The following is a 13,991-nucleotide window of genomic DNA, read 5'->3' as shown; positions in this document are numbered from 1 at the left end:
GAATGTCCCCATTCTTGCAACGCAGGGGCCTCGAAGAAGGAGGGGTTCCCATGCGCTCGATTCGTTTCGCGATCGCCGCCGTCGTCGCGGTCAGCCCGCTTCTCGCCGGTGAAGATCTCATCATCCCGCTCAAGTTCATTCCGACCACGAAGCCCGGCGCCGTGCACGCGACGCTCCAGGAAGGGGTGTCCGGCAAGTCGATCGCGCTCGACGTGCAGGACGCGCGGACCGTCGGCAGCCGCGACATCATCGGCGAGGGCACCGGCAGCGGCGACGACACGTTCCGCATCCGCTTCGCGGGCCATCTGCCCGGCTACCTCAAGACGACGATCACCGATCGCTTCAACGCATGGGGCGTCCTCTTCGACGACAAGTCGAACCTCGTCCTCACGATCCGCGTGACGCGGTTCCACGTCTTGGAGACGCACTCGTTCATGAACTCGACCTTCACGGCCGAGGTCCAGCTTCCCTACACGCTCGCCGACCGCGCCGGGCACGTCTTCGCCGAAGGGACCGCGATGGGGAACGGCAAGACGAAGGGCCGCTGGCGCAATCCGGTGAACTGCGAGGAGGTCCTCTCGGACGCGCTCCAGCAGGCCGGGGCGGTTCTCATGAGCGACTCCAAGCTTCAGGAAGCCTGGATCGCCTCGAAGCCGGAAGCCGGCGCCGTCGCGGAGACGAAGTCTGCCGCGCCGCTCAAGCCGGTGGTGATGGCGGTGCCGCCGTCGCGCGTCCACTCCAAGACCGCGCCGGCGTCGCTTCCGAAGACGCCGGCCCAGCTCCTCACCGACGTGACGCGCCTGCGCAAGCAGCAGATGGGAACCGACCTCCTCGTCGACTATGTGTCGCAGCAGACGATCGCGACCGGCTTCTCGGCCGACGATCTCGTCGCGTGGAAGAAGGCGGGGATCCCCGAGCCGGTCATGCACGCCGCGATGCAGAAGGCGGGATCCTAGAAGAGAGTCACTCCGCCTCCGGCCTGAACCGCAGCGTCACGCGCGTCCCCGAGGTCTGCTCCCACGCGAGAGGAAGGGGAGAGGCACTCCGTGAGAGTGCCTCTCCTTGAATCTAGGGGGCCGGAACGCAGACGCAGCAATCCGGCCACGCACCCTTCTGAAGCACGTACCCTTCGGGGCACTGGGCACAGACGACGCGGTTGCAGTTCTGCGTGCCGCCACCGCCACCACCGCCGCCCGGCGGCTTGGCAAGACACCACGTGCCCCAGCCGGCGGCGAAGATCACAAGGGCACCGACCACGAGCTTGAGCTTCTTCATGACGTTCCTCCTCCGTTCGCGGATTCTACGCCCGTATCATTCCGCGTTCTTGCCGACTCCCGCCATGCTCCGCGCGCCCAGCTCGCGGTCGATCTCGAGGAGCGACGCGGGGTCGTCGCCGACCATCTTGAGCTTGGCGACGATCTCGCGGCAGGTCTTCTCTTCCTCGACCTGCTCGGTGAGGAACCACTCGAGCTGGACGACGGCGGGGTACGCCTTCTCCTTGAACGCGAGCTCGTAGAGCGCCTCGATCTGGGCGCTGACCGATTGCTCCTGCTTGAAGGCGGTCTCGAAGACGTCGAGGAGCGACTTGTACTCGATACGCGGGGCGCCGAGCTCGCGGAGACCGACCTTCGCGTGACGCGCCAGGAGGAAGTCGAGGAGCTTCATCGCGTGCGTCTGCTCCTCGCTGCTCTGGAGGCGGAGCCACTTCGCGGCGCCGGGGAAGCCCGCACGGTCGCAGTGCGCGGACATCGCGAGATAGCTGTAGTACGCCGACAGCTCGGAGTGGATCTGATCGTTGATCGCCTTGGTCATCGTCTCGGTCATCGCCTCGCCTCCGCCAACTGTTAACTGTGAACTGTGAACTGTGAACTTCTAAGGCACGAATCGCTTCAGGTTCTCTCGCCAGTACGGCCAGTCGTGGCCGAAGACGCCGGGCCAGAATTCGGCGTACACGTTCAATCCCTTCCCGCGCAGCATCTCGGAGAACCAGCGGTTCTCCTGGACGAGATGGTCCTGCTCGCCGGTCGCGACGACGAAGCCGATGTGGCGCATGCGGTCGACCTGGTCGAGCGGCAGGTTCGGGTAGTAGGCGTCGGGGCAGTTGAAATAGCAGTCGTCGTTCCAGAAGCCGTGGAGGAAGCGGTGAATGCCGTAGATCCCCGAGAACGAGATGACGCGCGAGACGAGCTCGGGATGGCGCCCTGCGAAGTTCATGGCGTGATAGCCGCCGAAGGAGGCGCCGAAGGTCATGAGGTCGTCGCGCTCGGCCTTCTTGTGGATGAGAGGGACGACCTCGGTCGTGAGATACCGGTCGTATTGCATGTACCGGTGGATCTTCCATCCCGGGTGGGCGTTGTCGTTGTACCAGCACTCGGAGTCGATCGCGTCGACGCAGCAGATCTGGAGCTCGCCGCCCTCGATCTTGTCGGCCAGGGCGCCGATGAGGCCGTTGTCCTCATTCTGCGAGCAGCTCCCGAGCGAGGTGGGGAAGGCGAGGAGGGGCCGCCCCCAGTTTCCGTACCAGAGCAGCTCCATGTCGCGCCCGAGCGAGGGCGAGTGCCAGCGGTGATATTCGCGATGCATCGTGCTTCAGGTCCCCCGGTTCGTCCCCCCGCCGCCTTTACGGCGGGACGGAGGTTCGGCTACAGTGATCGGCCATTCTACGGGAGACCTTCGCATTGCCCAAGAAGATCGGACTGCTCTTCGGTCAGGAACGCTCGTTCCCGCCCGCGCTCGTCGACGAGATCAACAAGAGGGGTGCCGGCAAGGTCGTCGCCGAGGCCTGCCGCGTCGGACCGCTCGTCCAGGACATCCCCGCCGACTACGACGTCATCCTCGACCGGATCAGCCACGAGGTCCCGTTCTACCGGACCTATCTCAAGCAGGCCGCCGCGAGCGGCGTCCAGGTCGTCAACAACCCGTTCTGGTGGAGCTGCGACGACAAGTACTTCAATAACGTCGTCGCCCAGGCGTGCGGCGTCGCGGTGCCCCGGACGGTGCTCCTGCCGCACAAGCAGCACCCGCCCAACACGAAGGCCGAGTCCTTCTCCAACCTGGCGTTCCCGGTCGATTGGGAGGCGGTCTTCTCTTATCTCGATTTTCCGATCTACATGAAGCCGGCCGACGGCGGCGGCTGGCGGGACGTCTACAAGGTCGACGATCGCAAGGAGTTCTTCGAGGCGTACGACCAGACGCGGTCGCTCTCGATGATGGCCCAGGAGGCGATCGCCTTCGCCGAGTACTACCGGTGCTATGGCGTGGGCCGGCGCCACGTGCGGGTCATGCGCTACGACCCGAAGGCCCCCTTCGAGAACCGGTACGTCAAGGACGCGCCGCCCACCGAGCCGAAGCTCCTGCGGCGGATCGAGGCCGACGCTCTCGCGCTCTGCCGCGCCCTCGGGTACGACCTCAACACGATCGAATTCGCCGTTCGCGACGGGGTCCCGATCGCGATCGACTTCATGAACCCGGCGCCGGACTGCGACCTGTTCTCGGTCGGCCGGGAGAACTTCGACTGGGTCTTGAAGACCGTCGCCGAGATGCTCATCGACCGCGCCGAGAATCCGAAGCCGCTCGAGCTGACCGGCAACTGGCCGGAGAAGCTCAAGGGCGCGGCGCTCAAGGTCTAGCGTTGGCGCGGCGTCCCAGCCTGACGGTCGGGATCGAGGAGGAGTTCCAGGTCATCGACCCGGCGTCGCGGGAGCTGCGCTCGCACGTCGCCCCGATCTTCGAGAAGGGGCACGGCGTCCTCGGCGGGAAGCTCAAGGCCGAGCTGCACCAGCCGGTCGTCGAGGTCGGGACCGAGATCTGCAAGGACATCGCGGCGGCCAAGCGCGAGGTGATCCAACTCCGCGCGTCGCTCGCCGGGCTCGCCCGCGAGAGCGGCCTCCGGATCGCCGCCGCCGGCACCCACCCGTTCACGCACTGGGGCAACGTCGCGATCAGCGGCGGCAACACGCGCTATGAGCGCCTCATCGCCGACCTGCAGATGGTCGCGCGCGCCAACCTGATCTTCGGCCTCCACGTCCACATCGGCGTCGAGGACCGCGAAGATCAGATCACGATCATGAACCAGGCGCGGTACTTCCTGCCGCACATCCTGGCGCTCTCCGTGAACTCGCCGTTCTGGCTCGGGCGCGAGACCGGCTGGATGTCGTACCGGTGCAAGGTGTTCGACAAGTTCCCGCGCACGAACATCCCCGACGTGTTCGGCTCGTACGGCGAGTTCCAGGAGTTCGTGTCGCTCCTCGTCAAGACGAACTGCGTCATCGACGGCGGCCAGATCTGGTGGGACGTGAGGCCGCATCACAAGTACGAGACGCTCGAGTACCGGATCTGCGACATCCCGCTCCGCGCGGAGGAGACGATCACGATCGCCGCGCTCTTCCAGGCGATCACGGCGAAGCTGTGGCTCCTGCGCTCGCGCAACCTCACCTTCCGTCAGTACCGGCGCTCGCTGATCATGGAGAACAAGTGGCGCGCGGCACGGTGGGGAATCCGCGGGCTCCTCATCGACTTCGGGCGGCAGGAGGAGGTTCCCTTCGTGTCGCTGCTCGAGGAGCTGCTCGAGTTCATCGACGACGTCGTGGACGAGCTCGGGACGCGCGAGCAGGTGCGCCACGTCCGGCAGATGGTCGCCGAGGGCACCGGGGCCGAGAGGCAGCTCCAGGTGTACAAGGCGACGAACGACCTGCGCGCGGTCATGGACTACGTCGCCGACGAGACCGAGCGCGGACTCGCCTGACCTTGGACAAGACCCTCCGCGACATCTTCACGGCCCACTACTCGGAGACGCTCTACCGGCGCGTCTGCTCCCTCATGGAGGAGCGCCTCGACGAGCCGCACTTCGGCTTCCGCCTCGCCGAGGTGCCGTTCATCGTTCCCGGCGACCTGCTGAAGAAGCTCGCCGTCGCGGCGGAGGAGATCCTCGCGATCATCCGCCGGCCGGAGAACCTGGCCGCCGGCCTCCTCGCCGTGCCCGGGCGTTACCGCGTGCGCGGCCTGAAGATCGAGGACGAGCCCGAGTTCGTCGCGATCGACTTCGCGGTCGCGCGCGGCGAGGGCGGCGAGCTCGTGCCGCGCCTGATCGAGCTCCAAGGGTTTCCCTCGCTCTACGCCATGCAGCTCGTGCAGGGGGAGATCTGGGGCGAGGTCCTCGCCGGCCTCCCCGGGATGCCGGAGCGTTTCACGCCGCTCTTCTCCGGCCTCGACCGCGCCGGCTACCTCGACCTGCTGAAGCGCACGATCGTCGGCGACGGCGATCTCGACGGGACGATTCTCCTCGATCTCCACCCCGAGCAGCAGAAGACGCGCCCCGATTTCCATGCGACGCGGCGCCTGCTCGGCGTGCGCACCGTCGACGCGGCGACGATCGTCAAGGACGGCCGCACGCTCCTGGCGCCGAAGGACGGCAAGCTCGTGCCGGTGCAGCGGATCTACAACCGGATCGTCTTCGACGAGCTCGAGCGCAAGGCGGTCCATCTCCCGTTCGACTGGCGCGACGATCTCGACGTTCGCTGGGTCTGCCACCCGGACTGGTACTGGATCTGGTCGAAGCACACGCTCCCGCGGATCGAGCATCCGGCCGCTCCCTGGACGCGGATCCTCTCCGAGGTCGACACGCTTCCGCGCGACTGCGGGAACTACATCCTGAAGCCGCTCTTCTCGTTTGCGGGGACCGGCGTCAACCCGGATCTCACCGAGGACGCGCTCGCCGCGATCCCCGCCGCCGAGCGATCGCAGTGGATCTTGCAGGAGAAGGTCGATTACGCGCCCGCCCTGCTGGCGCCGGACGGCACCGGCGTCAAGGCGGAGATCCGGATGATGTTCCTCAAGCCCCAGGGCGGCGACTACACGCTCGCGATCAACCTCACACGCCTCTCGCGCGGGAAGATCCACGGCGTCGACCACAACAAGGGCCTCGACTGGGTCGGCTCCTCCGTCGGAGTGTGGCCCGAACCCCGTTGAGGATCGCGTCGAGCGAAGGGTCCCCGGTCACCTGCTTCACGAGGCGGTCGACAATGAAGACCCCGTCGTTCTGTCCCCTCACGTTCGCCTCCAAGACGGCGCGAGCCCCGTCGTGGCCCTCGAGCGTCACGGTGACGCGCGCCTCCTCGTAGGGCTTGCCCGGGTCGTGGTGGAACGGCACCGCGAGCGCCTTGTAATCGATCGACGTCGCGCGGTACCCGCCGGACCGGAGGGCCGACCGTACCGCCGCATCGTCGGCGACGTTCTCGAAGAGTCCCACGGCGAGCGGACGCCGCATGAGGCGCGCGCTCAGCGGATCGCCCGCTTTCGGCAGGCGGCGGTCGTGCGAGCGAAATCCTTCGGGGCGGGGTAGCACGATGCGCACGAAGCCGACCACGTCCTGCACCGGGTCGTGGATCAGCGCGAGCGGGGTTTCGATGCGCACGCGCGAGGGCATCGCGAACCGCGCGAGCGCGGCGTTCCAGAGCGCGTCCAGGTCGTCGTCGGGTCCGCGGACGATCGAGGCATCGATGAAGTGCCGCTCGATCGCTCGGAACAGCTCGACGGCGGAGACGTCATCGATCCACGCCGAGAGCACCCGGGCGAGATCGGCATCAGTCGGGTGCGTCGCCGAGGCGAGGGAGCGCGAGCCGGCACGCGACGACCGCGCGACGAGGGCGATCTCCTCCGCCGAGAGCTTGGGGAAATCGCGGGCGAAGTTGTGACCGATCGCCTGCAGCTCCGCGTCGGCAATCTGGGCGAGCCGTGCCTGGGCAAACTTGTGAAAATCCGCGCGGCCGGCGAAGAGCGCCGCGGCGATCTGCGCGCGCTGCGCCAGAAACGCGCTCCCATCGATGAACGACGCAGAAGTCTCGCCGCCGGCATCAGCGTCTTGGAGCAGCGGCAAGATCGCCGAGACGAGATCGGCCGGCAGCTCGTCGAACGCGGGCAGCTCGATCCGAATCGTGCGCGCGGCGAAGCGAGGCGACTGAAACCGGTAGTCGGGAACACCGTCGTGGTCGCGCACCACGGGACCGGTGGCACGTACGACGTCGAGGATGCACCCCGAAAGGAAGGCCGCGTCGGCGGAGAGCGGCCACGCCCATGCCAGCGTCCCCTTCGGGGTCGCGCAACTCCGGTCGTCCCCGTTCCGCATTTGAGAATGCAGCTTCATCCACGTTTCGGGCGGCGGCGCCGCCTCGCCCGCGATCGGGTCGGGCGTCGCGAACGGGTCGGCGAGCTGGGTGACGTCGCAGCGCTTCCACGGCACGGTGATGACCGCTTCCTGACCGGTATTTCCGGGCGGCGGCATATAGGTCACGGTGAAGCGACGTCCAAGCCAACCGCGGACACGATCGAGCCATCGTGGGTCCGAGGCGCTGAACACCTCGCCCCCAGAACGCCGGGCGACCCCGGTGAAAATCGCCCCGGCCATCGGCGGCGGTGGGTACTTCGATCCCTTGGGCAGGAGGCAGATCGGAAACACGGTCGCGTTCGGCGTGCGCGCGAGCGTCGCGAGGAGATCAGCCTCCCGAGTCGACGATGTTTGGTCCTCGCCGTCGGTCCAGAAGAGGACGACGTGCTCGTGCCTGTCGCCTTGAATCTGCCGGAGAACGGCATCGAGGCCGTCGCGGAGGGCGCTCCAGCTTCCCGAGGCCACGTCGTGGAGCTTCGAGACGAGCTCCTTGGTATCGGTCGTGGGCCCGTCAATCAGGATCGGATCCTCGTCCACGGTGACGAGGGCTGCGGTGTCTTCGCCGGGGATCATGACGCTCTGGACATACTGAAGAGCCGAGTTCATCGCGGCTTGCCGCCGATCCTCCGCGCTTTCGCTGCTGTCCACGAGCAGCCAGTGCTTCTCCGGGCGGGGAACGCGCTCGACCGCCACGACCTTCGCCGGCACGCGCGCCGCGCCGATTGCGATCGAGAGGTCCGCGGCCTCCAGGGAATCGCATTCGCCGAGCTTTGCGCCCCCTCGCGGATCGAGGCGGAGAATCACAATCTGGCGCTCGGCCTCGATTCGCTCCTCGGGCGCGTTGAGCGGACGGAGCGGCTCGTCGGACCCGGCGATGGCGCACGTGCACGCCGCGATCACGAGGGCGGTCGCTAAGGCCCATCGAGGCGCCCGCATCCGGCTCACTGTGGGAAGTTACCGCGAGGGTGTGGGCTCCGCATCCCCGAAGGGGACGCTTCTTGCGGAGAGTTCACAGTCGACAGTCAACAGTTCACAGTTCTGAAACTGTCGACCGTGAACTGTAAACTGTGAACTTCCCATGATCTCCGTCCACGACGCCGTCAAGATCTACCGAGGAAAACGCGAGGTCAGGGCGCTCGACGGCCTGAGCTTCGAGGTCGCCGCCGGCGAGATGGTGGCGGTGATGGGGCCGTCGGGCTCGGGAAAGTCGACGTTGCTGCACCTTCTCGGTGGCTTGGATCAGGCGACGTCCGGCTCGGTCAAGGTCGACGGCATCGAGCTGACGGGTCTCGCCGACGATGCGCTCACGCGGGTGAGGCGCGACAAGATCGGCTTCATTTTCCAGTTCTTCAACCTCTTGCCCACGCTGTCGGCGTTCGACAACGTCGCCCTGCCGCTGCGCCTCCGGCGCAGGCCGATGGCCGAGGTGCGGGGAACGGCAGGGCGCTTCCTCGATCTCGTGGGCCTGGCACCGCGCGCGGAGCACCTTCCCGACGAGCTGTCGGGGGGCGAGTGCCAGCGGGTGGCGATCGCGCGCGCCCTCGTCATGGCGCCGCGGGTGCTCCTCGCCGACGAGCCGACCGGCAACCTCGATTCGAAGACCGGCTCCGAGATCTTGGCGCTCCTGCGGACGGTCAACCGCGACATCGGCTCGACCCTCGTCATGGTCACGCACGACGCGGGCGCCGCCGCCGCGTGCGACCGAATCCTGAAGCTTCAAGACGGGCACCTCGTCGGCGACGTGCGGGCCGCCGCCGCGACGTAGCGATGCTCTTCCTTCTCCGCGGCGTCACCTGGCCGTACTTCAAAAAGCACTGGGTCATCACGCTCCTCACGCTCACGGGCGTCGCGCTCGGCGTCGGTGTCTACGTCGCGATCGAGCTGTCGTCGGCGTCCCTGCGCGTGTCCTTGAGGCGCACGGTCGACAAGATCGCGGGAAAGGCGCAGCTCGAGGTCTCGTCGAGCGAGGCCGGAGTTCCCGAGACCACGGTCGATGCGGTGCGCGCCGTGCCGGGTGTCGCGGCGGCGCAGCCGATCATCGAGGCGGTCGTCAAGCCGGAGGGCGAAGGCGAGCAGTCGCTCATGGTGCTCGGCGTCGATTTCCTCGGCGACCGCGCGATCCGCGACTGGGACTTCGGCGACCAGGACGTCCTCGACGATCCGCTCGTCTTCCTGGCGCAGCCCGACTCGATCTGCGTGACGCAAGAGTTCGCGGCGCGCAAGCACCTGAAGATCGACGACACGCTCCGGCTCGAGACCGGCCACGGCTACAAGACGTTCACCGTGCGCGGCCTGATCAAGCCCGAGGGGCCGGCGACCGCGTTCGGCGGGAACATCGCGCTCATGGATCTCTACGCCGCGCAGTTCGTCTTCGCGCGCGGGCGCCTCGTCGACCGCGTCGACGTCATGCTCGACGCGAGCCTCCCGGTCGCCGAAGGGACCCAGCGGCTCGCCGAGGCGCTCGGCCCCGGCTATGCGATCGATCCGCCGTCGCGCCGCGGCGCCGAGATGGAGGTCTTGATCGAGAACTTCGGGCGGACGCTGACGCTCGGGTCGTGGCAGGCGATGTTCATCGCCGTCTTTCTCATCTTCAACGTCTTCGCCGTCGCGGCGGCGCGCCGGCGCCGCGAGATCGGGATCCTGCGCTCGCTCGGCGTCGCGCGGGGGACGATCCTCGCGCTTTTCCTCGTCGAGGGCGCGATCATCGGCCTCGTCGGCTCGGCGATCGGTCTCGGCGCGGGGATGATCCTCGCGCGCGGGACGACGCGGTTCATCGCGGGGCTCACCGAAGTCGCCTACGGACTGACGCACTCGGCTTCGACGGTCGTCGTCGATCCGCGCGTCCTCGTCATCGGCGGCGCGCTCGGCCTCCTGAGTGCGATCGCCGCCGCCTTCTTTCCCGCGCTCGCCGCGTCGAGGCTCCAGCCGGTCGAGGCGCTCGCCCGCGGGACTTTCCAGCGGTTCGATCCGATCTCCGAACGGCTGCGCGTTCTCGCCGGAATCGGAATGACCGCGGCGGCGGTGGCAGTCGTCGTTCTGCTCTCGACCAGAAGCTTCGCGTGGGCGGTCTTCGGCCTCCTCCTCATCAACGGCGCGGCGGTGCTCCTGGCGCCGACGCTCATCGGCCCGATCGTCCGTCTCGGCCGCCCGATCATGGAGCGCCTGTTCGGTGCCGAAGGCCGCATCGCGACCGACACGCTCCTCCAGGCTCCGCGGCGCACGTCGGCGACGGTGCTCGCGCTCATGATCTCGCTCGGGTTCGTGCTCACGCTCGCCGGTCTCACGCACGCCTTCCGCGTGTCCTACACGACCTGGATGAACGGCGTCCTGAACGCCGACTTCTACGTGACGGCCTCCCAGCGCTTCTTCGCGAAGGCCTACCGCCTGCCGCCGGAGTTCGCCGAGACGATCGCGGAGATCCCCGGCGTCCGCTGGGTGGAGGAGTTCCGCGGGATCCACTTGAAGTACGGCGAGAAGCGACCGTTCCTCGCCACGCTCCCACTCGCGCGCACGTTCAAGCGCCTCCAGATGCCGCTCGTCCAGGGAACGCGCGACCGCCTCGTGACCGAGGTTCCCGCGGGACGCGGCCTCGCCGTGTCCGACAACTTCGCCGCGATCTTCAAGAAGAAGCTCGGCGATCCGGTGACGATCGACACGCCGAGCGGCCCTCTCACCCTGCCGATCGCGGCGATCGTCATGGACTACTCGTCGGACCAGGGAACGGTCTGGATGGACCGAAGCGTCTACCTGAAGTACTGGAAGGACACCGGCGTCGACACGATCGACATCCTCCTCGAGCCCGCCGCCTCACGGGACGCCGTCGCGCGCGAGATCCGCAGCCGTCTCGCCGGGAAGACCGACCGGCTCTTCGTGATGACCGCGTCCGAGATGAAGGAGAACATCCATCGCCTCCTCGACCAGTTCTTCGCGCTCTCGTACATCCAGCTCGTGATCGCGCTCTTCGTCGCGGTGCTCGGGATCACGAACACGCTCGTCATCTCGGTCGCCGAGCGCCGGCGCGAGCTGGGGATCCTGAAAGCGCTCGGGACGGAGCGGCGCCAGGTCGCGGCCCTCATCGTGCTCGAGGCGCTCGGGATCTCGGTGACGGGCAGCCTCATCGGTTACGCGCTCGGGACGTATCTCATCAAGTACGCCTCGGAGTCGATCGGCGCCGCGAACACCGGCTGGACGCTCCCGTACACCTTTCCGTGGGGGATCGCGTCGGCGCTCCTGCCTCTCCTCGTCGTCGTGACGATCGTCGCGGCGCTCTATCCCGCCAAGCTCGCGCTCTCGGTCTCGCCGGCCGAGGCGCTGGAGTTCGAATGAAACTCGCGCCCCTCCTCGCGCTCCTCCTTCTCGCGGTGCCCGCGCCGAAGCCCGCCGACGGCCGCGCCGTCATGGACGAAGTCGACAAGAGGCGCAAGACGAAGAGCGAGTACTCGGAAGGGCTGATCGTCGTCGAGGAGAAAGGGAAGACGAAGTCGAAGTCGTGGCGCTCGTGGCATCTCGGCTGGGGCGCGGACGCAAAGGGCCTCATCCAGTTCCTCGAGCCCGCGGAGGTGAAGGGCGTCGGCCTGCTGACCGTCTCCCACACCGGGCTTCCCGCCGAGCAGTGGTTCTACGCGCCCGCGATCGATCGCGACCGCCGCGTCGCCAAGCAGGAAAAAACGACGCGCTTCCTCGGCACGCACTTCACCTACGAGGACATGGAAGAGCGAGACGTCGACGCCTACACCTACACGCTCGATGGCGAGGAGGCGCAGGACGGTGCGTCGTGCTTCAAGGTCACGGCGGTGCCGGCACCCGGCAAGGAATCTCAGTACTCGAAGCTCGTCTTCTGGGTCCTCGAGGACCGCTACGTCACGATCCGCATCGAGGCGTACGTCGGCGGCGAGAAGCGCCGCACGTTCATCGGCGCCGACGTGCGCGACGTCTCGGGGATCCCGATCGTCCACTCGTGGACGCTCACCGACGCGAAGCGAGAGGGCACGACCAAGCTCACGCTCGCGAACGTGAAGATCAACCCCGCCGTCGATCCTCCGATCTTCACGGTCCAGGGGATGCGTGTGATCCACTGAGGGACGAAATCGCTACGGAAGATCCTCGCTGAACTTCAACCAGAAGATGTTGTCGACGCCCACCGTGAAGTTCTGGAACTCGAAGAAGTATGTAGGGTCGCCGTAGAAGAATTTCGCCTGGTCGACGTCCTCAAAGACACGGTTCCACGCCGCATCGGGTGTCGGTTCGTTGCAGTCGAGCACTTGCCAGTTCCCCGGAAGCACATGGGAATCCGGGCGATCGAGCGTGAACTCGTAGTGACGCCAGCCCTCGCCAGGCACGGGGGCGAACGCCGTGCCGACGGTGTAGATCGTGCAGTCGTCCGAAGGATCGTCGGGCGTGCCCGGATCGGAGGTCAGGAGAAGCGAGATCGGCCGATCGGCAGCGCTGAAGTCGACCCGCTCGGTGAGGAAATCGGCTCCCATCCGGAAGACACCTTTGGCCCGGTAGTTCCCCGTGAATTCCGAGTCGATTCCGAACGCGGTCGCGACCTGCGGTGCGTAGGTGTCGTCGTTGTGCGTGCGCAGGTACCACTTCGGGTTCCCGCCCTTCTGTGGAATCGATGGGAAGCCGCCGTCCCAGCTCCAGCCGCCCTCGTTGCTTCCGCCGGTGAACTCCTCGGTGAAGATCTGCGGTTTGAACTTTCTGGCCGCGATCACCGGATCCGCAGGACGGGCGATCGAGTCCGCGGGAACCGAGAGTGTGGCGGACATCGCGGCGAAAAGGATGGCGGTGAGCATGAGCGAGACCTCCCCCTGATCGGACGTTGGCCTGTTCTTACGCCGGAGACGATTCCGATGCAACGGTTACTTCCGCTTCGGGGCGTCTTGCGATCCATGCCTCCGCGAAGACGAGGTTCGGGACCCAGCACAGCCATGAGATCGCCGGATAACCCGCGTCGAACGGGATGCCCGCAAGGAGCGATGCCGGCAGGTAGATCCGCAGCGTCACCGCGGCGAATGTCAGCGCGTAGTTGCGGATCATCCACCGGCGATGCGCCGCACGATCCCCGGCTCGGATCCGCACGTACGCCATGCCGGCGGTCGTGAGCCAGAGGATTCCGAGCGCCCCGAAGCCGAGGTGAGCGACGACGCCGCCCTGTGAGATGCGCGCAAGGACGAGGCCGGAGATGCCGCCGATGGCGACGCCGATCAGGTACGCGCGGCCGGTCCAGCGATGGCGGGCGATCGCGCGCGCCCTACGGTCGGGATCGAATTGAAACGGACCGAGCGCGAGCGCGATCGCGGCTCCAGCAAGATGCGCGATGACCGCCACCGGCACGATCGCGATGCGGTCGCGCAGGAACGGCGGACGCACCCCCGGCACGACGATGAGGGCGAGCGCGTAGATCACGACGATCCACGCGAGCACGGTCATCGTGCGGCGCGCGATCAACGGATCTCGGCGCCTCGCTCCGCGAGCAGCTCCCGCAGGATCGAGCGGTGGCAGCGGCTCTCGTCCTCGCAGTAGCAGCCGATCGAGAACTCGGACTCGTGGGAGAGCGCGGCGAGGAGATCGAGAGTGCGCCGCGCCTCCGGGCTCTTCATCTCCGTACGGTACGCGCGCGCGAACGCCTTCCACGCGCGCTCGGTCGCGGCGCCGCGTCCCTTCGAGACGAGCTTCGCGCTCGGCGCGAGGTTCGGAAACCAGACGTCATAGAAGTTCCTGAGCGCGAGCTCTTCTTTCCTGACCCCGCGGGGCGGGTGGCGTACGGTGCCGACGCGGACCCCCTCGCCGGTCCCGCGCGCCGTGCCGAGGCGCACGACGCGGA

At 67.4% G+C, this 13,991-nt stretch carries 14 protein-coding genes; 7 read left to right on the top strand and 7 right to left on the bottom strand.

The genetic code is table 11. The annotated features are described in order from the left end of the window. Nucleotides 1-50 precede the first annotated feature (50 nt). Complete coding sequence (locus VFV19_12505) at nucleotides 51-956, top strand: YajG family lipoprotein (protein HEX4825119.1); 906 nt, start codon at nucleotides 51-53, stop codon at nucleotides 954-956. Nucleotides 957-1,068: 112 nt separating this feature from the next. On the opposite strand, the gene VFV19_12500 is transcribed toward VFV19_12505, so the two are convergent. From VFV19_12500 to VFV19_12490, 3 genes are read right to left on the bottom strand one after another with little or no spacing between them, the layout of a single operon-like run. Continuing rightward, nucleotides 1,069-1,275 carry a hypothetical protein gene (locus VFV19_12500; protein HEX4825118.1) on the bottom strand — a complete coding sequence of 69 codons (207 nt, stop codon included), beginning with the start codon at nucleotides 1,273-1,275 and terminating at the stop codon, nucleotides 1,069-1,071. 36 nt (nucleotides 1,276-1,311) lie between these two features. Beyond that, nucleotides 1,312-1,824, bottom strand: a complete 513-nt coding sequence (locus tag VFV19_12495) for a ferritin (GenBank protein ID HEX4825117.1) — start codon at nucleotides 1,822-1,824, stop codon at nucleotides 1,312-1,314. A 48-nt stretch (nucleotides 1,825-1,872) separates the two neighbouring features. Further along, nucleotides 1,873-2,583, bottom strand: coding sequence for an alpha/beta hydrolase-fold protein (locus VFV19_12490; protein ID HEX4825116.1), 711 nt, complete (start codon nucleotides 2,581-2,583; stop codon nucleotides 1,873-1,875). Nucleotides 2,584-2,678: 95 nt separating this feature from the next. On the opposite strand from VFV19_12490, the gene VFV19_12485 reads away from it, so the two are divergent. From VFV19_12485 to VFV19_12475, 3 genes are read left to right on the top strand one after another with little or no spacing between them, the layout of a single operon-like run. Further along, complete coding sequence (locus tag VFV19_12485; GenBank protein HEX4825115.1) at nucleotides 2,679-3,629, top strand: hypothetical protein; 951 nt, start codon at nucleotides 2,679-2,681, stop codon at nucleotides 3,627-3,629. Nucleotides 3,630-3,631: 2 nt separating this feature from the next. Continuing rightward, the gene (locus VFV19_12480; GenBank protein ID HEX4825114.1) at nucleotides 3,632-4,744 is read left to right on the top strand and encodes a carboxylate-amine ligase; all 1,113 of its coding nucleotides are present in this window, start codon (nucleotides 3,632-3,634) and stop codon (nucleotides 4,742-4,744) included. A gap of 2 nt (nucleotides 4,745-4,746) precedes the next feature. After that, entirely contained in the window at nucleotides 4,747-5,967 is a 1,221-nt protein-coding gene (locus tag VFV19_12475; GenBank protein ID HEX4825113.1) for a hypothetical protein, read from the top strand. Here the strand turns inward: VFV19_12475 and VFV19_12470 are convergent. Next, a complete protein-coding gene (locus VFV19_12470; GenBank protein ID HEX4825112.1) occupies nucleotides 5,870-8,098 on the bottom strand; it encodes a vWA domain-containing protein in 2,229 nt (742 codons plus the stop codon). The genes VFV19_12475 and VFV19_12470 overlap by 98 nt on opposite strands. Nucleotides 8,099-8,240: 142 nt before the next feature. Here VFV19_12470 and VFV19_12465 point away from each other — a divergent pair, with 142 nt between their 5' ends. Genes VFV19_12465 through VFV19_12455 form a run of 3 tightly spaced genes read left to right on the top strand, consistent with a single transcriptional unit; the run spans nucleotide 8,241 to nucleotide 12,240 of the window. Next, complete coding sequence (locus VFV19_12465; protein HEX4825111.1) at nucleotides 8,241-8,927, top strand: ABC transporter ATP-binding protein; 687 nt, start codon at nucleotides 8,241-8,243, stop codon at nucleotides 8,925-8,927. 2 nt (nucleotides 8,928-8,929) lie between these two features. Continuing rightward, complete coding sequence (locus tag VFV19_12460) at nucleotides 8,930-11,488, top strand: FtsX-like permease family protein (GenBank protein HEX4825110.1); 2,559 nt, start codon at nucleotides 8,930-8,932, stop codon at nucleotides 11,486-11,488. Beyond that, nucleotides 11,485-12,240 carry an outer membrane lipoprotein-sorting protein gene (locus VFV19_12455; protein HEX4825109.1) on the top strand — a complete coding sequence of 252 codons (756 nt, stop codon included), beginning with the start codon at nucleotides 11,485-11,487 and terminating at the stop codon, nucleotides 12,238-12,240. Before VFV19_12460 ends, VFV19_12455 begins: the two co-directional genes overlap by 4 nt. A 12-nt stretch (nucleotides 12,241-12,252) precedes the next feature. Here VFV19_12455 and VFV19_12450 read toward each other — a convergent pair whose 3' ends face one another. The 3 genes from VFV19_12450 to VFV19_12440 are packed head-to-tail and all read right to left on the bottom strand — an operon-like array spanning nucleotide 12,253 to nucleotide 13,983. After that, a complete protein-coding gene (locus tag VFV19_12450) occupies nucleotides 12,253-12,960 on the bottom strand; it encodes a hypothetical protein (GenBank protein HEX4825108.1) in 708 nt (235 codons plus the stop codon). 37 nt (nucleotides 12,961-12,997) lie between these two features. Beyond that, nucleotides 12,998-13,615: a DUF2306 domain-containing protein gene (locus VFV19_12445; protein HEX4825107.1), complete on the bottom strand. Its 618-nt coding sequence runs from the start codon at nucleotides 13,613-13,615 to the stop codon at nucleotides 12,998-13,000. Further along, on the bottom strand, nucleotides 13,612-13,983 hold the full coding sequence (locus VFV19_12440) for a DUF488 family protein (GenBank protein ID HEX4825106.1): 372 nt from the start codon (nucleotides 13,981-13,983) through the stop codon (nucleotides 13,612-13,614). The genes VFV19_12445 and VFV19_12440 overlap by 4 nt, the downstream gene beginning before the upstream one ends. Nucleotides 13,984-13,991: the final 8 nt, after the last annotated feature.

This window comes from Candidatus Polarisedimenticolaceae bacterium (assembly GCA_036275915.1).
Classification (GTDB): domain Bacteria; phylum Acidobacteriota; class Polarisedimenticolia; order Polarisedimenticolales; family DASRJG01; genus DASRJG01.
The sequence above is the reverse complement of the archived record's forward strand: the minus strand, read 5'-3'. Positions and strand labels throughout refer to the sequence as shown.